This window comes from Brevibacterium sp. (genome assembly GCF_031179145.1).
Classification (GTDB): Bacteria; Actinomycetota; Actinomycetes; order Actinomycetales; family Brevibacteriaceae; genus Brevibacterium.
This window is the reverse complement of record NZ_JAPSIB010000001.1, coordinates 314,607-331,711: the sequence shown is the minus strand read 5'-3', so window position 1 is coordinate 331,711 and position 17,105 is coordinate 314,607. Positions and strand designations below refer to the sequence as shown.

Below are 17,105 nucleotides of genomic sequence, written 5' to 3'. Positions count from 1 at the left end.
CCTCAGGATTCCGGAATGCCGAGGCCGGCATAGTGGGCGAAGTAGGAGGCGATGAGTCCGATCAGGAGGGAGATGCCCAGTCCCCATTCCTTTAGCCACTGCTGATGGAAGCGGTTGGCGATGAACAGGCAGATCGCCATCACGACGGCGGACACGACGATGGCGACGACGTGGGTCGGTGACTTCGGGAGCTCACGGAACGTCAGAGCGGCGAAGGCGGCCAGCAGTGCCGCCCCCGGGATGATCCCCATCAGCGCCGGGTTGACCTTCTCGAGCTTGTGCGAGCTGCGCTTGAAGACCGGTGTGAGGATCAGCGTCGAGATCATCCATCCGGCACCGGACAGGCTCATGGCCATCAGCGCCACGATGAAGACTCCGCGGGTGAAGGTCTCGTCGCCGAGGTTGGCATTCATCGTCCCGGCCGCGATCGACGCAGAGGCGACCTCGGTGGCGGCCGAGCCGATGAGCCCGACGCGGACGATGACAGGTGGAGTGCCGAACAGTGGGAGCAGGGCGATGGCGACGAGCACAACCGACAGGGATGGGCCGATGGCCGCAACACCGCCGGCGCGGAAGGCCGTCTTCACTTCCTTCTGGGACATTCCCGCCGATTCGGCGTTCTTCTTCACCGCGTTCATGTAGATCAGGGACTGGAGGACAACGACTCCCATCACCGTCAGCGCCAGGATCCATAGGACTGGGGCATTGGCAAGACCGATGTAATCGTTGGCGGCACCTGCTGCGATCACCATTGTCCGCTCCTCACTTCGTTGTCGAGCTTCGTTGTCGAGCTGGTTGGACGCTCCTCGGGAGTCGAGCCCGAGAGCGAGCAGTTGGCAGGGGACCCGGCTGCATTGCCCGGTTGTGTCCCTGTGTGGTTAAGATATACCCCCTGGCCGGGGGTTTACGCTCGGGTAGGAAAGGAATCGGCATGAACTTCCCAGCAGTCGGGAAGCAATTCGGTGATGATGAACATCACATGAATCGATCGACCGCTCGAAGTCATGGCGGCAGGCGCGCAGCCCCGAACAGTTAGTCTGGTGCTCGTGCGCGAAGTGTTCCTGATCTTCCTCAGACTCGGCCTCACCTCATTCGGAGGACCCACCGCTCATCTGGCGTACTTTCGCGAGGCCTTCGTCGTCCGGCGCCGGTGGCTGGGGGAGAGCGCCTACGCCGATCTCGTGGCGCTGTGCCAGTTCCTGCCCGGCCCCGCCTCGAGCCAGGTCGGCATGGCCCTGGGCCTGCACCGAGCTGGGGTCCGCGGACTGCTCGCCGCCTGGGCAGGGTTCACGCTTCCCTCGGCGATCCTGCTGACTCTCGCCGCGCTCGGCCTGTCGCACCTCGAGGACCCCGGCTCGACGGGCTGGCTGCAGGGCCTCATGGTCGCAGCCGTCGCCGTCGTCGCCCAGGCAGTGCTGGGGATGGCACGGACGCTGACGCCCGATGCGAAGCGGGCGGCGATCGCGGTGGTCGTGCTGGCCATCGCGGCCCTGCTGCCCGGGGTGTGGACGACCGTCCTCGCCCTCGTGCTCGCCGGGATCCTCGGACGTCTGCTCCTGCGGCGCGAGGCCGTCCAGGACGACGTCGATGAGACTCAGGATCTGCGGGTGCCGGTGTCGCGGCGCGCCGGGGGAGTCGTCCTGCTCGTCTTCCTCGCCCTCCTCGCAGCCCTGCCGGTGGCGGCCTCCGTCACGGGAGACGGTACTGTGCGTCTGGCCGACATCTTCTACCGAGTCGGGTCACTCGTGTTCGGCGGCGGGCACGTCGTCCTGCCGATGCTCGACACCGAGGTGGTCGCCTCCGGCCTGGTCGAGAACTCGACGTTCCTCGCCGGCTACGGAATGGCGCAGGCGGTGCCGGGGCCGCTGTTCACGTTCTCCGCCTTCCTCGGGGCCGCCTCGACGTCGGCACCGACGGGGATCCTCGGTGCGGCGATCGCCCTGGTCGCGATCTTCATCCCGGCCGGGCTCCTCGTCGTCGCGGCGCTGCCGTTCTGGACGCGGCTACGCCGCGCCCCGGCTGCCCGTTCAGTGCTGCTCGGCGTCAACGCCGGCGTGGTCGGACTGCTCGCGGCCGCCCTCTACGATCCCGTATTCACGGAAGGGATCACCTCGGTGCCGGCGTTCGTCTTGGCGGTGGCCGGTTTCGTGGCGCTGCAGAAGTTCCGGATTCCGCCCTGGGCACTCGTCGTCGGTTCGGCAGCGCTCGGACTGCTCGTCCTCTGACAGCAGCGGCCGCCGACGCCAGGGGAAGTCGTGGTCAGGGGGAAGCGGTCAGGGGGAAGTGGTCAGGGGGAAGTGGTCAGGGGGAAGTGGTCAGATCACTTTACTTAACATAATGTATATTATCGGCGTTACCATGCAGTCGGAACGGACCTACTCATGCGGCTCCCACGTATTCGGCCAGGTGCTGCGCCGTCAGGGTCGTCCCAGCGGTGACGAGTTCCGCGGGCGTTCCCTCGAAGACGATGCGTCCGCCGTCGTGGCCCGCGCCGGGTCCCATGTCGACGATCCGATCCGCGTGCGCCATCACAGCCTGATGATGCTCGATGACGATGACCGATCGTCCCGAATCCACGAGACGATCGAGCAGCCCGAGCAGATTCCCGACGTCCGCCAGATGCAGTCCCGTCGTCGGCTCGTCGAGGATGAACACCCGGGCGGCGTCGGCGCTCTTGTCGGACAGATGCGCCGCCAACTTCAAGCGTTGTCTCTCGCCTCCGGACAGTGTCGTGAGCGGCTGGCCGAGGCTGAGGTAGCCAAGACCCACCTCGGCGAGGTGACCTGCGATCTTCCGTGCCGTAGGGACCTTCGACTCCCCCGCGGCGAAATAGTCGACCGCCGCGCTCACGGGCAGGTCGAGCACCTCCCGGATGTTCTTCCCGCCCAGGGTGTGGTCGAGGACCTCGGCCTGGAACCCCCGGCCCTCGCAGACTTCGCACGGGGCCGACATCCCCGCCATCACACCGAGATCCGCAGAGATGACTCCGGCGCCGTTGCAGTTGGGGCAGGCTCCTTCCGAATTGGCGCTGAACAGTGCCGGCTTGACCCCGTTGACCTTGGCAAACGCCTTCCGGATGGAGTCGAGCATGCCGGTGTAGGTGGCGGGATTGCTTCGCCTGGAGCCCCGGATCGCGCCCTGGTCGATCATCACGACACCGTCGCGGACACCCAGCGAGCCGTGGATGAGCGAGCTCTTCCCGGAGCCGGCGACACCGGTGACGACTGTGAGCACGCCCAGGGGAACGTCGACGTCGACATCCGCGAGGTTGTGAGCGTCGGCTCCCCTGATCTCGAGCGCGCCCGTGGGCTCTCGCGTGGTGGGCTTCAGCTCGGCCCGATAGCTCAGATGCCTGCCGGTCAGGGTGCCGCTGTCGCGCAGACCGTCCACGCTGCCGGTGAAGCAGATCCGACCGCCGCCGGCGCCGGCATGCGGGCCGAGGTCGACGACGTGGTCGGCGATGAGGATCGTCTCCGGTTTGTGTTCGACGACGAGCACCGTGTTGCCCTTGTCCCGCAGCGCCAGGAGCAGGGAGTTCATCCGTGCGATGTCATGGGGATGAAGGCCGATCGTGGGTTCGTCGAAGACGTAGGTGACGTCGGTGAGAGCGGATCCGAGATGGCGGACGAGTTTGATCCTCTGCGCCTCTCCCCCGGACAGCGACCCCGAGGCCCGATCCAGCGACAGATAGCCCAGGCCGATGTCGGTGAAGGCCTGCAGCGTCTGAGACAGGGACTCCACGAGCGGACGCACCCCGGGGTCGTCGATGCCTCTCAGCCACTCGGGCAGGTCCGAGACCTGCATCGCGCACACCTCGGCGATGGAGCGACCGGCCAGTCGCGAACCGCGCGCGGCAGCATTCAGCCGGGTTCCGTGGCACTCGGGGCATTCCGTGTAGACCACGGCCCGATCGACGAACGCCCGGATGTGCTTCTGCATCCCCTCGCGGTCCTTGGACAGAAAGGACCGGCGGATGCGCGGGATCAGGCCGTCGAAGGTCATGTTCGTGCCGTTGATGACGATCCTCTCACCCTCGGTGTGAAGCAGGCGCTCACGCTCCACCGGGGAGTACTCACCCACCGGCTTGTCGGGGTCGAACAATCCGGATTCGGTGTAGAAGCGCACCGACCAGCCGCCGACCTTGAACCCGGGGATGAGGATCGCGCCCTCATTCAGGGATTTCGTGGCATCGACGACCTGGTCGACGTCGATGTCCGTCGCAGTGCCCGTGCCCTCGCAGCGGACGCACATTCCGCCGTTGACGCTGAAGCTGCGCCGTTCGACCTCAGCGCCGGTGGCCGTCTCGACAGTGACCGCGCCCTGTCCGCTCAGAGTCCCGACATTGAACGAATAGGCGTTCGCAGAGCCGAGGCTGGGCTCGGCCAGGCGGGAGAACAGGATCCGCAGCTTCGCGTTGATGTCCGTGACCGTGCCCACCGTCGAGCGGGGATTGGCCCCGATCCGCTCCTGGTCGACGATGATCGCCGTGGTCAGTCCCTCGAGGACGTCGACATCGGGGCGGGCCGTGCTCGGCATGAAGCCCTGGATGAACGCGGAGTAGGTCTCATTGATCATCCGCTGCGACTCCGCGGCGATGGTGGAGAAGACGAGAGAGCTCTTGCCCGAACCGGAGACGCCGGTGAACACGGTCAGGCGACGTTTGGGGATGTCGATGCTGACGTCCTTGAGATTGTTCTCGCGGGCACCGCGGACGCGGATGAGGTCGTGGGTGTCTGCCGGGTGGGTCATCTCGGGGATCTCCGTCGTCAGGGATGGCGTTCAGCTGCGCTGCTGGATGCGGATCATGTTTCCCGCCGGGTCGCGCACGGCACAGTCGCGCAGACCGTAGGGCTGGTCCATCGGCTCCTGGACGATGTCCGCTCCCCTGGACTCCACCTCGGCGAAGACTGCGTCGACGTCCGTGCTGGCGAGCACGATGGCGCCGAAGCTGCCCTTGGCCATCAGGGACTCGATGGCCAGACGCTCATCCTCGCTGATCGTCGGGTCGGCGACGGGCGGGGTGAGCACGATCGATGTGTCGGGCTGGCCGGCGGGACCGACGGTGATCCAGCGCATCTGTCCGGATCCGACGTCGAGGCGGACCTCGAACCCGAGCACGTCGCGGTAGAACGCGAGCGACTCCGCGGCGTCGACGTGCGGCAGGAAGCTGGCATTGATCGATAGGTTCATAGCTCACGATCTTAACCAGCTTCACCTCAGGGGACTTCTCGATTCCTGACCGGTCTCACGACATTCTTGACGATGAACGTCGGCAGGTCGTGCTCGCCGCCTACCAGGGCATCGCGGTAAGCCCGTGGCGACATTCCCACGAGCTCGCTGAAGCGGGTGCTGAATGTCCCCAACGAGGAGAAGCCGACCTGGAAGCAGATGTCGGTGATCGAGAGATCCCCGCGGCGGATCAGGGCCATGGCCCTCTCGATCCGTCGTGTCATCAGGTAGGAGTACGGCGATTCCCCGTATGCGGCCCTGAACTGCCGGCTCAGGTGACCGGCCGAAATGTGGACGCCGGCGGCGAGGCTCCCGACGTCCAAGGGCCTGTCGAACTCCCGATCGATGCGGTCGCGGACTTGGCGCAGCAGCCGCAGCTGCTCGAGGTGCCTGCCGTTCACTCCGCGCTCGGCCGACGCTCCCGGGCGCCGCGCCTGATCACCGGCCGTCGTGGACGCCCCGCTTCAGGCTCTGTCCGCGGAAGAACTCGGGATGTCTGATCGACTGGACGATCATCAGCACCACCCCGAGCAGGAGGACGCCGATGCCGAGGACGAAGACGAGCCCGATGCCGAACACCGAGGATCCCGAGCCGTAGGCCGGGTCCATCGAGTCGATCGCGGTGGTGACGAAGATGACGAGCAGCGTCAGTCCCCCGATGAGCGGGAACAGGAACCGGAAGAAGACGTTCTTGGGACTGGCGAACAGTGATTTCCGGAAGTACCAGATGCAGGCGAGGCCGGTGATCCCGTAGTAGAAGCACACCATGAGCCCGAGTGCGGTGATCGTGTCCCAGAGGGCGTTCTCCGAGAGCAGCCGCATGACGACGTAGAAGATGATCGCTGCTCCCGCCGAGGTGACCGTGGCCACCGAGGGCGACTTGTACCGGGGTGAGATCCGCCCGTACTTCTCCGGCAGCGCCCCGTAGTGGCCCATCGCGAGGATCGTGCGCGAGGGCGAGACCATCGTCGACTGCAGGGACGCGACCGAGCTGGAGAGCACCGCGATGGAGACGAGGATCGCGAACGGTCCCATCACCGGCCCGGCCAGGGTGGCGAAGATCGATTCCTGATTGTCCGGGTTCCCCGCCCCCAGGCCTTCGGTGCCGATACCGGCGAACGAGATGACGGCGAGCGTGCAGGCGATGTAGATGATGACAATCGCGACGATCGTGAGCATGGCGGCTCGGCCCGGGGTCTTCTCGGGGTTCTTCGCCTCCTCATTCATCGTGATCACGGTGTCCCAGCCCCAGAAGAGGAAGATCGACAGCGACACCGCGGCGGCGATCGTCGAGAAGTCCCCCGCCTCGGCGGGGTTGAACCACCCGAGTTCGACCGGGGTCGCGTCGAAGGCGGTGCCCTGACCCAGATGAACGAAGGCGGCGATGACGAACCAGGCGAGGGCGAGCACCTGGAATGCGACCAGCCACACCTGCAGCTTCTCGGTGGCTTCGACTCCGCGGTAGGACACCCAGGCCGCTGCTGCGGTGAGGAGCACAGTGATCGGGATGTTGATCCACAGCACCCGGGTGAGGTCGGCGATCGCCGGATCGGAGAAGACCTGGGCCAGGAGCAGGAACAGGAAGTCGACGGCGACGGCGGCGAGGTTCGACAGGACGAGGACGGTGGCAGCGATGAGGCCCCAGCCTCCCATCCATCCGATCCAGGGCCCGAAGGCCCGGGTCGCCCAGGTGAACGTCGTCCCGGAATCGGGCATCGCGGTGTTGAGCTCGCGGTAGCCGAACACGACGAGGAGCATCGGGACGAAGCCGATGAGGAGGATGGCGGGGGTGTGGACTCCCACCTCGGAAATGGTCGGACCGAGTCCCGAGGTCAGGGTGTACGCGGGGGCGATGCAGGAGATGCCGATGACGGCACCGCCGACGGCGCCGATCTTGCCGGCGGAGAGTCCTTTGGCGCTCAGACCCGAGGTGGGGGCGGCGGCGCCGGTCGAAGTGGGGATTTCTGAGGTCATCGGATCATCATCTCAGCCCTGCCCTGCTTCGCCCAAGATCTTCGCGGCTGTGTCTCGGCCGATCCTCACCGCACCGTCGACGTGCTGGTACCCGAGGCTCGCGATGTCCGAGCTCGCGAAGTGAAGGGGACCGACCGGGTCGTTCTGGTACCGGCCCCAGCGGTGAAGTCCGCCGAGGTCGTAGCTGGTGGCATAGGCTCCGCGCGTCCATTCCTCGGCGCCGAAATCAGAGAGGTGGAACACCGTCGGCTCCAGCGTCTGGGGTCCGAGGAACTCAGCCATCGCCTCGAGGATCGTTCTCCTGCGCGTGTCCTCGTCGAGATCGAACATCGCCTCGGCATTGACGTCGGAGATGAATCCGACCAAGGTGCCCCGCTCCTCACCGTGGTTGGTGTTGTCGTAGACCTCCTGGACTAGCCGACCCGCGCCGAACCCGGTGCCCGAGAGCCCCTCCTCGCGCCAGAATGGGGTCGGATAGGTGGCATGGACCTTGATCACCAGTCCCATCGACTGGTGCTGGTGGAAGATCTGCTGCCGCCTGGGCAGGGGCGGATCGTAGCTGATCCGTGAGTAGAGATTGGGCGGAACGGCCACGATCGCCTGCTCGCCGGTGACGCTGACGCCATCGGCTGCGACTTCGACCCCGGCGCCCGGGTTCCAGCGGATCGAGCGGACGGGAACGCCGAGTCGGACGACGCCTTCTCCGAGTTCCGCGGCCAACTGCTCGGACACCGACTGCATTCCGCCGACGACGCGACGGTCGAGGATGAAGTGGTCGTCGACGAGGTGGGAGAACGACCCCGCCGAGGCCGCCATGAGGACGGCTTGGAGCGCGGAGAAGGCGGTGGCCGGCTTCGTCAGCATTCCCCCGGCGATGAACATCCCGATGTTCGCACACGCCAACTCGTCGTCGCTGACCGAGCGCAGCCAATGGTGGAAGGAGATGGAGTCAAGTTCGGCAGCGTCCTCGGCGTCCCAGGGCGCGGCGGCACCGACGCGGGCCGCGAGTTCGTCGAGGAGGCCGATGAGCCGTTCCATCTCCGCCTGGGTCTCCTCACCCACCGGGAACATCTCGCCGCTGTAGACGGTGCGGGTGCCGTCGGGGGCGATGTGGACGCTGTCACCATCGCGGTATCTCGGGTAGGTGTCCTTGCCCAGCTCCTGGAGCAGGTCCAGCAGCGCCGTCTGATCCGGTGAGACCCATTGACCGCCGATCTCGAACATCTGACCGTCGATGTGATCCGTCCATGTGCGACCGCCGACCCGGTCGCGGGCCTCGAGGACCACGACCGTCTTCCCGGCCGCTTGGAGAGTGCGGGCGGCGGTGAGGCCGGTGGGTCCGGCTCCGATGACGACGACGTCACAATCCGGCATGGGCTCTCCTTCGAACAGGTGCGGCCGGCTGCCGCTCACCCGCTCAGAGTATCCAGAGATCGCAGACAACGCCAGAAGTCGAGATCGGGGCCCGGCGGCTCAGTGGAGCCGACGGTTCGTAGGATCCGGCGGTTCAGCGGAATCCGTTCGCGTCGGCCTGTCCGTGCTCCTCCCTCGCCGTCATATATCCCCAGGAGTCAGGCCGCGAGCCGTCGACATCATCGAAGCCGTAGGTGCTCGCCAGCGCGAAGCTGCTCAGCGTGCGGGTGGTGAACCGGTTCCGTTCGGGATCTGCGGCCAGAGCCACGACTGACCTGCCGAGGAGGTGCGGCGACTCGGAGATCGCGAAGTCGACCGGCGGAAGCTCTCGTTCGGGATCGAGGGCATCGCCCATCCACGTCTCCTCCGAAGTGCTGAACCCGTCGAGCATCATCTCCGAACGCAGCCAGCCGGGGGTGATGGCGACCGCGGTGGTCCCTGCTTTCCTGAGTTCGTGGCCGAGGGCGAACGCGAAGCGACTCACCGCCGTCTTCGTCAGGTCGAGCCACACACTGTCACGGAAATGGGTGTCGTTGTAGTCCTTCGTCCCGTCGGTGATCTCGACGACGAGCCCGCCGGGGGTCGAGGTGACCAGAGGGAGCGCAGCGTGGGCTGTGGCCAGGTGGGTGAGAAGCCCTGCGCGGATGAGACGCATTCCCGCCTCGAAATCGCTCTCCCAGAACTTCTCACCCCAGGACACGTAGGCCTCTCCCCCGATGTCGTCGACCAGGATGTCCAGGCGCCCGTGCTCGTCGTCGATGCGGTCGACCACCCTGCCGATCTGATCGGGATCCCCGTGGTCGCACACGATTGCCTCGGCGTTCCCGCCCGCCTGGCGGATGAGCTCGGCTGTGCCGTCGATCGTCTCCGCCCGACCGTAGTCCGAGGGCTTGGCCGAGGTGGAGCGCCCGGTGCACCAGACGAATGCTCCGGCTCGGGCGAGATCGAGGGCGATCGCACGCCCTGTTCCCCTGGTGGCGCCGACGACCCAGGCGACACGACCCGCCAGGGACTGCTCGGCGAAATGACTGAAGGGACTGTCGTGATGTGTGGTCATGGACCCATTCTGGGCAGCAATCCCTGACAGGCAATGTCAGTGATGCGAACTATTCTCGGAGCCATGAAGGCAGCACGGTTGGTCTCCGAGATCGTCATCCTCTCGGCGCGGACCCGTCCGATCACCGCCGCCCAGCTCGCCGCGCGGCTCGAGGTCACCGTGCGCACGGTCTACCGCGATCTCGCCGAACTCTCGCGGATGGGTGTTCCGGTGGTGGCCGAATCCGGGCCGGGCGGTGGGATCGGCCTGATGGGCGGGTGGACGTCTCCCCTTTCGGGGCTGACCCGCGACGAGGTGGATTCGGTGCTCATCGGATCCCTGGCCGCGACCGACCTCGGACTCTCGAAGGAACTCGCGACAGCGCGGTCCAAAATCGCCGCCGAGTCTGAAACGATCGTCGCCGACCGCATCCTCGTCGACGGGCCCGACTGGTTCGTGACAAAGGAGCAGCCGCAGTGGCTGGTCACCATCGTCGAAGCGCTGCGGGGCAGGCGCGGAGTCCGACTCGACTATGCAGGGCCGCACGGCCGCCGGAGTCGCACCCTCATTCCCCTGGGACTCGTGATCAAAGCCGGTCGCTGGTACTTCGTCGGCCAGCCACCCGGCGGGCGGCCGCGCACCTATCGGGTCAGCCGCATCGCGGGCGCCCGGCTCCGATATGCGTCAGCGACGCCCCCACCGGGATTCGGCCTCGTGGAGTACTGGGAACGGGCGCAGCTGGAGTTCGACCGGGCGATCCGCGCCCAGACGGTGCGACTGCGACTGCCGGTCTCGAGCCTGGACGATCTGCGCCGGGTGATCCCAGGGCGACTCACCGACGATGCGATCACTGCCGGACACCCTGCCGACGACGCCCTGGAGATCGACCTGCCGATGGAGCCCGTCGCGATCGCAGTCGCTCAGCTGCTCGGCGTGCCTGGAGTCAAGGTCGTCTCTCCGCGCTCCCTGCGGGAGGCCGTGGCCGGCCGGGCCCACGAGCTGGCCCGGCTCAATGGCCCTGAGCCCGCACTGTGAGCTCAGTCGAGGATCGTGTAGCCGCCGGTGATCTGTCCGGCGCCGACTCCGCCGACGGCTTCCATCGCAGCCTTCGACAAGTCGAAGCAGCGGTCACCGTGGTAGGGCCCGCGGTCGTTGATGCGCACGGTCACGGACTTCCCGTTGGCCTTGTTGGTGACCTTCACCTTGGTGCCGAAGGGCAGCGTCTTGTGGGCGGCGGTGAGCTTGTTCGTGTCGAAGGTCTCCCCGTTTGCGGTCGTCTGACCATCGAAGCCGTCTCCCCCACCGTAGTAGGACATCGGGCAGGTGCCGTCGGCGCCCGAAGGGGCGTCTGACTTCGAGGATCCGCTGTCGTCGCCGCTGGCCGACTTGCCCTTCGATCCTTTGTCGGAGACGTCGGCCTTGGCGGTGCTCGACTTCGGCTTCGGCGCCTGCGTCTTCACCTCGATGGAGACCTCGGCGGGCTTGGCCTTCGCCTGCTCCTTCGCCTTCTCCATCGACGTGTCCGGGGACTGCGTGACTTCGGGCTCGAGGACCACGGGCGAGGCACTGACGACCTGCGCTCCGTCTCCGCCTGAGCCGGGCATGATCGCCAGGCTGGAGGCGACCACGGCAGCCGTGGCGACTGTGGGCACCACGAACGCGGAGAGGACGGGGCGGGACCGAGCGGATGCCAGGACCCCGCTGGCCGAGGGCTGAGCGGCGGAATGACGACCGGATTTCGTGCGCGGCTTCATTGCCGCGGCGAGGGACTTCAGCGTGTTCGGCCGTGAAGAAGAGTGTTTACCCACAGTGGAGACTCCAAGTTATCGGATTGTTACCTGGAGTCAGTGTAGTTGCGAAACTGTTACATTCACAAGTCGGCGCCGCTCACCGGGGCTGAGAGCTCCGGTGAGCGGCGCCGGTGACAGTCGATGCGCGTCAGTCGATGCGCGTCAGTCGGTCCGCGTCATTCGCCCCGACGACGCATGAGCTTGCGCGCACTCTGCGCGCCCGAGCTCACCGTGTGCTGGGCCTTCTCGAACACGCGGTCGACCTTGCCGGAGCGAACGGCATCGTCGATGGCGTGGGAGGCTCGGCCCAGCAGCCGGTTGACGGTGGTCTCGGCGGATTCGAGGAGACGCGATCCCGAAGCCGACTCGCGGACGTTCTGGGCTCCGGTGCTCGCCGCGGAGTAGGCCTTGGTCGCTGCCGACCGGACCCTGTCCCGGGGAGTGCGCGCGGTGGAATCGATGACGTAGTCGGGTTCGATCGGATCGTTTCGTGGGCTCATGCCTCCATCCTCATCGACGCAAGATGCCCGGTCAACAGCATCTTAGGATTGGTCCATGAATTCCCAGCCAGAGATCATCGCGCACCGAGGCGGTCGCTGGGCGGGCGCGAGCGAGAACACCCTCGAGGCATTCACCGCCGCCTCCGACCGCGGCGTCGTCTGGATGGAGACCGACGTCCACGCCTCCGCGGACGGAGTCCTCTTCGCCGCCCACGACGAGGACCTCAGCCGCATCGCCGGCCGCCCCCATCTCATTCGCGAACTCTCCGCCCGCGAGCTCGACTGCGTGGAACTGCACGGCGGCGGCCGGCTGCCGCGGATGAGCGATCTGCTCGAGGCCCTCCCGCAGGCGCGCTGGAACATCGACGTCAAGGCCGCTCACAGCATCGCCCCCACGGTCCGCACTCTGCGCAGCGCCGGGGCCGAGGCGCGGGTGCGGATGGCTTCGTTCCATTCGTCGACCCTGCGGCGGCTGCGGTCCGCGCTGCCCGGGACGCTCACCTCGGCGGGGACGGCGGAGACTGCGCTGTTCGCCCTCTCCGCGGCACTCGGCCTGCCCGCCCGGCTCCGCGCGGTACCCGCCGGGGTCGATGCGCTCCAGGTGCCGATGCGGGTCAGGGGTGTGCCGGCCGTCACCTCCGGATTCGTCGCCCGGGCCCGGGAGCGGGGCCTGCTCGTCCACGTCTGGACCGTCAACGACCCGCACGACATGCGCACACTCTCATCGCTCGGGGTCGACGGGATCGTCACCGACGAGGTCGAACTGGCCCTGACCGTCGTCGGTCCCCGCACCGGCCGGAACAGCGACCATCCGGAATAACCCGAGGCGATAGACTGTTGGGCGAGTATCAGAGGTCGGCAGTCCACAATCGGAAGGTGACACAGAAGTATGAGTGAACGCAGTCTCCGCGGCACACAGTTGGGCTCACGCAGCCTGGAATCGGAAGAGGGCGTCGAGCCCGCGCCGCGCCAGATGGTCGAATTCGAGTGCGAGGACGGCACTCGGTTCAAGGTTCCGTTCTCCATCGAGGCCGAGGTGCCTTCGACCTGGGACTCCGGCAAGCACGGCATCGGCGTCCGGGTCGGCGTCAACGAACCCGATGGCGAACCCGAGAAGCACGTGCGTTCGCATTGGGACATGCTCCTGGAACGCCGCTCGTTCGACGAGCTGCAGGTCCTCCTCGACGAACGCCTCGCGATCCGTCGCGGAGAGGTCCCGGCTCAGAGCTGAGGATCCCGGTACCCCAAGAAGGGCGGGTGGCGTGCAGAATCTGCACCCACCCGCCCTTCTTCGCGGTTTCGACCGGCTCAGCCGACGGTCGAAGCGCGCCTGGCGGCTCAGCTCGCGGTCGAGACGCGCGCTGGCCGGCTCAGCTCGCCTCGGCGTGCCTGCGTGAGCCGCCCGCCCAGCGGGACAGCAGACTGCGCGCCTGACGTCCACGCCGGGCCAGGCCCCAGCCGGCGACCTTCGTGAAGGCCTCAGAGATGATCGAGGAGCTCATCTTCGACTCCCCCAGCTCGCGCTCCACGAACACGATGGGCACCTCGGCAACCCGGAAGCCGGCTTCGACGGTGCGGTAGGTCATGTCGATCTGGAAGCAGTAGCCCTGCGACTGGACGTCGGTGAGGTCGAGGCTCTCGAGCACTTCGCGTCGGTAGGCCCGGAAGCCCGCAGTGGCGTCCCTGACGCCGAGGCCCATCACCGTGTCGACGTAGATGTTGGCTCCGCGGGAGAGGAGGAATCGGGATCGCGGCCAGTTGACGATCGCTCCGCCGCGCTTCCAGCGGGAGCCGATGACGAGGTCGGCCCGGCCTTCGCGCGCCACGGCGAGGAGCTGTCCGAGGTCGATGGGGCGATGAGAGCCGTCGGCGTCGAACTCGCAGATGATGTCGTAGTCGCGCTGCAGCGCCCAGTCGAACCCGGCGAGGTAGGCCATTCCCAGACCGGCCTTCTCCGTGCGGTGCAGCACGTGGACGCGGGGATCCGTCCGCGCCTGCTCGTCGACCCAGTCTCCAGTCCCATCGGGCGAGCCGTCGTCGACGACGAGGACGTCGACCTCCGGGCGATGTTCGAACAGCCCGGACAGAGTGACGGGGAGCGCGAGCCGTTCGTTGTAAGTGGGGATGACCACCAGTATCTTCGAAACCACGGCCTCCACCCTACGCCCGCCGCGGGGAGAATATTGAGCCGACACCCCCGCCTTCGGACCACGTTGTGCAACGAGTTATCTAATGACGGGGGCGCCGGCCCCATTCCGTTCTCATCGGAATGACAGACTCGAATCTACTTGCTGGTTGGGTCTTTGCAAAATCCCTCTGACCTGCACTTTCAGCTGAACACGCTGGTCAGGGCGAGAGCGGCGGACACAAGTTTGTTTTTCCTCTCGGCGTGTCGGCTTGAGTTTCGTCTCAGTCGAGGTCCACTCGCGTGGGCAGGGGCACGCTGTCGGAGAGTTCCGGCAAGCCCGGTGTTCCCGACCGCGGATCCGTGCTCCAGGCCGCGACACGAGGGTCGGAGACCTGAACGACGAGGCGTTCGACCTTCCAGCGCACGATGTCGGCCGGGGCGCCGGGGACGAGGACGCCCCCTTCGGGATTGCCCGCCGCCCGATGGGCGAAGCGAGTGGCGGCGTTGAAGGCCGCCCGCGCGGAGATCCCGTCGTCGCCGAGCACTGCCGAGCGCACGCTCGCCCAGGGCGATGCCTGCGAATACGTCCAGGACACCTGTGCCCCGGCGGAGAGCAGCTGGGCAAGTGGCTGGGGGCGGTCGGGGTCGAGGGTGACGGCGAGGCCGCAGCTCCCGAGCGCCTCCACCGCCGCCGTGGGGACGCTGAAGTCGAGCAGGAGCCGGTACCCGTGGCGCTGAGCGACGGCGCGAATCCCGCCCAGGCGGTCGAGGACGGTCTGCAGCTGCCCCGCGGACGCCACCCGCACGTACACGGCTCGCGTGGGGGCCGCCTCGAGGTCGAGGAAGGCCTCGGCGCTCAGGGACACTCCGCGAACCGCCGTACCGTCGAGACCCTCTCGGTGGGCAGCACCTGCGGCAGCATCATCCGTGGAGGCGATGCCCTCCGGCGTCGCCTCCGGATACGCGATGACCTCGAGACCGGCCGGCGCCGCTGCAGCGAACTCCCGCACCGACTCTCTCGGGCCGAGGACATGGACGTGGGAGAAACCCCGGTCCCAGAACTCGGCGGCAGTGGGAGCGGCGGCACCGAGGACCTGCCCGGAATGCACGAAACCGGGGGTCAGGAAGTCCCCTCCGAGGTCGATGGCCCCGGGATCAAGGGCCAGGGCCGCCTCGTCGGATCCGATGAACGATACGCGCGAATCGCTCGTCCCCAGTGCGGTCGCGAACGGATCGGCACTGCTGTACACATCTCCACCAAAGTACATAGTCACAGCCGCCAGGGTACACCTGAGCGGTTGACCCGAGTTCTCAAGTCAGCGGCGTCCGGTATCGTCTCGGATGTGAAGCCATTGGTTCTGATCGACACCCCCGCCCTCTACTACCGCGCCTTCTATTCGGTCCCCGACTCGATCGTCAACGACGACAAGATGCCGGTCAACGCCGTCCGCGGCGTTCTCGATGCGATCGCTGCGATGATCCGCCGCCTCGGCTCCGACCGGGTGGTGGCGACGATGGACGCGGACTGGCGCCCGGAGTTCCGGACAGCGATCATGCCCGAGTACAAGGCCGCGCGGGTCCGCGACGAGGAGGCGGGCACGGAGATCCCCGAGCAGCTGGCGGCCCAGCTCCCGCTGTTGCGGCGGGTGCTCGACGCCGCCGGCATTCCCCTCGCCGAGGTGGACGGGACGGAGGCCGATGACGTGATCGCGACCATGGCCGCCGAATCCCGGACCCCGGTGGTCATCGTCTCCCCCGACCGCGATCTGCTCGCGCTCCTCGACGCCGACCGCGACGTCACGGTCCTGCGTCCGCGCAAGGGCGGAGAGTGGGAGGCGATCGCGGCCGAGGATCTGCCCGAGATGTACGGGGTGCCCGATGGGACCCGGTACCGGGAGCTCGCCGCACTGCGCGGCGACCCCTCGGACGGACTGCCGGGAGCACCGGGCATCGGGGAGAAGACGGCAGCGACCCTGCTGGCCGGCTTCGGATCCCTCGAGGCGATCATCAGGGCCGCGAAGGCCGGAGTGAAGACGGGTGGGCTGAGCCCCAAACGCGCCCAGACGCTCATCGAGCACGAGGACGCCCTCGACGCCACGGTGCGGGTGATGACATGCCTGACCGACGTCGACCACGGCATCGACCTCGAGGCGATCCCGTATCCCCTCGACCGCGCCGCCGTCGAGGCGGCGGCTCTCGGGCAGAACATCTCGCGCTCGGTGAGATCCCTGCTCGACGCGCTCGAGGAGCAGCGGCCCACCTCGGCGGGGACGGCCACGTTCGCCGCCGCGGCCGTTCCCTCGGTCTCCGCTCCCCTGCCCTGGTCGCAGTGCCGACTGGTCGGCTTCGACCTGGAGACGACCGGCGTCGATCCCGCCACCGCCCGGATCGTCACCGCCGCCTTCGTCGAATCCGCCCAGCAGGTGCGGACCTGGCTCGCCGATCCGGGCATCGAGATCCCGGAATCGGCGCGTGCTGTCCATGGGATCACCACCGAGTACGCCGCCGCGAACGGGCTCCCCGCCGCCGAGGTGGTCGCCGCTCTGTGCGCCGTCCTCGCCGAGCTCAAGGCCGAGAACGGCGTCCTCGTCGGCCACAACATCGTCTACGACCTCAGCGTCCTCGCCGCCGAAGTCCGCAGGCACCAGCCGCACGTCGACCTCAGCGCCATCCTCCCCGCCGTCGTCGACACCTATGTCGTCGATCGCCAGGTCGAACCGCGGCGTCGCGGCAAGCGCACACTCACTCAGACCGCGCTGCGCTGGAACGTCTCCCTCCTCGATGCCCATGACGCGGCCGCCGATGCGCTGGCGGCCCTGGAGATCGCGCGCGCCCTGGCGGGCAGCTCCGTCGACGTCGCCGGCCTGACCTGCACGGAGATCATGGCCGCCCAGGGCACGTGGAAGCGCGCCCAGGCGGAGGATCTCCAGTCCTGGCTGCGGCTGAACCGCGACCCGCTGGCAGTCGTCGACGCCTCCTGGCCGATGGCCGCGGACGTTAGACTCGACTCCGATCACCACAACCTCTGAAGGACG

The 17,105-nt window shown here is 67.4% G+C and carries 16 protein-coding genes; 5 read left to right on the top strand and 11 right to left on the bottom strand.

Going from position 1 to position 17,105, the window contains the following annotated elements; translation table 11 throughout:
• Positions 1-2: 2 nt before the first annotated feature.
• Positions 3-752 carry a DUF5058 family protein gene (locus tag RIT73_RS01505; protein WP_309130280.1) on the bottom strand — a complete coding sequence of 250 codons (750 nt, stop codon included), beginning with the start codon at positions 750-752 and terminating at the stop codon, positions 3-5.
• Between the two features lie 252 nt (positions 753-1,004).
• Here RIT73_RS01505 and chrA point away from each other — a divergent pair, with 252 nt between their 5' ends.
• Positions 1,005-2,225, top strand: coding sequence for a chromate efflux transporter (chrA, locus tag RIT73_RS01500; protein WP_375294958.1), 1,221 nt, complete (start codon positions 1,005-1,007; stop codon positions 2,223-2,225).
• A 154-nt stretch (positions 2,226-2,379) separates the two neighbouring features.
• Here chrA and RIT73_RS01495 read toward each other — a convergent pair whose 3' ends face one another.
• The 6 genes from RIT73_RS01495 to RIT73_RS01470 all read right to left on the bottom strand — a co-directional run bounded on the left by RIT73_RS01495 (position 2,380) and on the right by RIT73_RS01470 (position 9,673).
• A complete protein-coding gene (locus RIT73_RS01495; RefSeq protein WP_309130278.1) occupies positions 2,380-4,749 on the bottom strand; it encodes an excinuclease ABC subunit UvrA in 2,370 nt (789 codons plus the stop codon).
• A gap of 30 nt (positions 4,750-4,779) precedes the next feature.
• Positions 4,780-5,190: a VOC family protein gene (locus RIT73_RS01490; protein ID WP_309130277.1), complete on the bottom strand. Its 411-nt coding sequence runs from the start codon at positions 5,188-5,190 to the stop codon at positions 4,780-4,782.
• Positions 5,191-5,216: 26 nt separating this feature from the next.
• Positions 5,217-5,630, bottom strand: a complete 414-nt coding sequence (locus RIT73_RS01485) for a helix-turn-helix transcriptional regulator (RefSeq protein WP_309130276.1) — start codon at positions 5,628-5,630, stop codon at positions 5,217-5,219.
• Positions 5,631-5,667: 37 nt separating this feature from the next.
• Entirely contained in the window at positions 5,668-7,203 is a 1,536-nt protein-coding gene (locus RIT73_RS01480) for an APC family permease (RefSeq protein ID WP_309130275.1), read from the bottom strand.
• 12 nt (positions 7,204-7,215) lie between these two features.
• Positions 7,216-8,577 (bottom strand): NAD(P)/FAD-dependent oxidoreductase, encoded by a 1,362-nt coding sequence (locus tag RIT73_RS01475; RefSeq protein ID WP_309130274.1) that lies wholly within the window; start codon positions 8,575-8,577, stop codon positions 7,216-7,218.
• Between the two features lie 133 nt (positions 8,578-8,710).
• Positions 8,711-9,673, bottom strand: a complete 963-nt coding sequence (locus tag RIT73_RS01470) for an SDR family oxidoreductase (RefSeq protein ID WP_309130273.1) — start codon at positions 9,671-9,673, stop codon at positions 8,711-8,713.
• Between the two features lie 63 nt (positions 9,674-9,736).
• Between RIT73_RS01470 and RIT73_RS01465 the strand changes: the two genes are divergently transcribed.
• Positions 9,737-10,687, top strand: coding sequence for a WYL domain-containing protein (locus RIT73_RS01465; protein ID WP_309130272.1), 951 nt, complete (start codon positions 9,737-9,739; stop codon positions 10,685-10,687).
• Between the two features lie 2 nt (positions 10,688-10,689).
• Here the strand turns inward: RIT73_RS01465 and RIT73_RS01460 are convergent, their stop codons facing one another.
• Positions 10,690-11,406 carry a septal ring lytic transglycosylase RlpA family protein gene (locus RIT73_RS01460; RefSeq protein WP_309130271.1) on the bottom strand — a complete coding sequence of 239 codons (717 nt, stop codon included), beginning with the start codon at positions 11,404-11,406 and terminating at the stop codon, positions 10,690-10,692.
• A 212-nt stretch (positions 11,407-11,618) separates the two neighbouring features.
• Positions 11,619-11,942, bottom strand: coding sequence for a hypothetical protein (locus tag RIT73_RS01455; RefSeq protein WP_309130270.1), 324 nt, complete (start codon positions 11,940-11,942; stop codon positions 11,619-11,621).
• A gap of 55 nt (positions 11,943-11,997) precedes the next feature.
• Here RIT73_RS01455 and RIT73_RS01450 point away from each other — a divergent pair, with 55 nt between their 5' ends.
• A complete protein-coding gene (locus tag RIT73_RS01450) occupies positions 11,998-12,762 on the top strand; it encodes a glycerophosphodiester phosphodiesterase family protein (protein WP_309130269.1) in 765 nt (254 codons plus the stop codon).
• A 69-nt stretch (positions 12,763-12,831) separates the two neighbouring features.
• The gene (locus tag RIT73_RS01445; protein ID WP_309130268.1) at positions 12,832-13,173 is read left to right on the top strand and encodes an RNA polymerase-binding protein RbpA; all 342 of its coding nucleotides are present in this window, start codon (positions 12,832-12,834) and stop codon (positions 13,171-13,173) included.
• Positions 13,174-13,312: 139 nt separating this feature from the next.
• On the opposite strand, the gene RIT73_RS01440 is transcribed toward RIT73_RS01445, so the two are convergent.
• Together RIT73_RS01440 and RIT73_RS01435 are read right to left on the bottom strand one after the other, a co-directional pair.
• A complete protein-coding gene (locus RIT73_RS01440) occupies positions 13,313-14,092 on the bottom strand; it encodes a polyprenol monophosphomannose synthase (RefSeq protein ID WP_309130267.1) in 780 nt (259 codons plus the stop codon).
• 259 nt (positions 14,093-14,351) lie between these two features.
• Positions 14,352-15,338 (bottom strand): metal-dependent hydrolase, encoded by a 987-nt coding sequence (locus RIT73_RS01435; protein ID WP_309130370.1) that lies wholly within the window; start codon positions 15,336-15,338, stop codon positions 14,352-14,354.
• 75 nt (positions 15,339-15,413) lie between these two features.
• Here RIT73_RS01435 and RIT73_RS01430 point away from each other — a divergent pair, with 75 nt between their 5' ends.
• Positions 15,414-17,099: a 5'-3' exonuclease H3TH domain-containing protein gene (locus RIT73_RS01430; protein ID WP_309130266.1), complete on the top strand. Its 1,686-nt coding sequence runs from the start codon at positions 15,414-15,416 to the stop codon at positions 17,097-17,099.
• The last annotated feature ends 6 nt before the right edge of the window (positions 17,100-17,105 follow it).

Bases quoted from the DNA above. Each gene is read 5' to 3' on its own strand.
- RIT73_RS01505 (WP_309130280.1), bottom strand. From the start codon at position 752: ATGGTGATCGCAGCAGGTGCCGCCAACGATTACATCGGTCTTGCCAAT.
- chrA (WP_375294958.1), top strand. From the start codon at position 1,005: ATGGCGGCAGGCGCGCAGCCCCGAACAGTTAGTCTGGTGCTCGTGCGC.
- RIT73_RS01495 (WP_309130278.1), bottom strand. From the start codon at position 4,749: ATGACCCACCCGGCAGACACCCACGACCTCATCCGCGTCCGCGGTGCC.
- RIT73_RS01490 (WP_309130277.1), bottom strand. From the start codon at position 5,190: ATGAACCTATCGATCAATGCCAGCTTCCTGCCGCACGTCGACGCCGCG.
- RIT73_RS01480 (WP_309130275.1), bottom strand. From the start codon at position 7,203: ATGACCTCAGAAATCCCCACTTCGACCGGCGCCGCCGCCCCCACCTCG.
- RIT73_RS01475 (WP_309130274.1), bottom strand. From the start codon at position 8,577: ATGCCGGATTGTGACGTCGTCGTCATCGGAGCCGGACCCACCGGCCTC.
- RIT73_RS01470 (WP_309130273.1), bottom strand. From the start codon at position 9,673: ATGACCACACATCACGACAGTCCCTTCAGTCATTTCGCCGAGCAGTCC.
- RIT73_RS01465 (WP_309130272.1), top strand. From the start codon at position 9,737: ATGAAGGCAGCACGGTTGGTCTCCGAGATCGTCATCCTCTCGGCGCGG.
- RIT73_RS01460 (WP_309130271.1), bottom strand. From the start codon at position 11,406: ATGAAGCCGCGCACGAAATCCGGTCGTCATTCCGCCGCTCAGCCCTCG.
- RIT73_RS01455 (WP_309130270.1), bottom strand. From the start codon at position 11,942: ATGAGCCCACGAAACGATCCGATCGAACCCGACTACGTCATCGATTCC.
- RIT73_RS01450 (WP_309130269.1), top strand. From the start codon at position 11,998: ATGAATTCCCAGCCAGAGATCATCGCGCACCGAGGCGGTCGCTGGGCG.
- RIT73_RS01445 (WP_309130268.1), top strand. From the start codon at position 12,832: ATGAGTGAACGCAGTCTCCGCGGCACACAGTTGGGCTCACGCAGCCTG.
- RIT73_RS01435 (WP_309130370.1), bottom strand. From the start codon at position 15,338: ATGTACTTTGGTGGAGATGTGTACAGCAGTGCCGATCCGTTCGCGACC.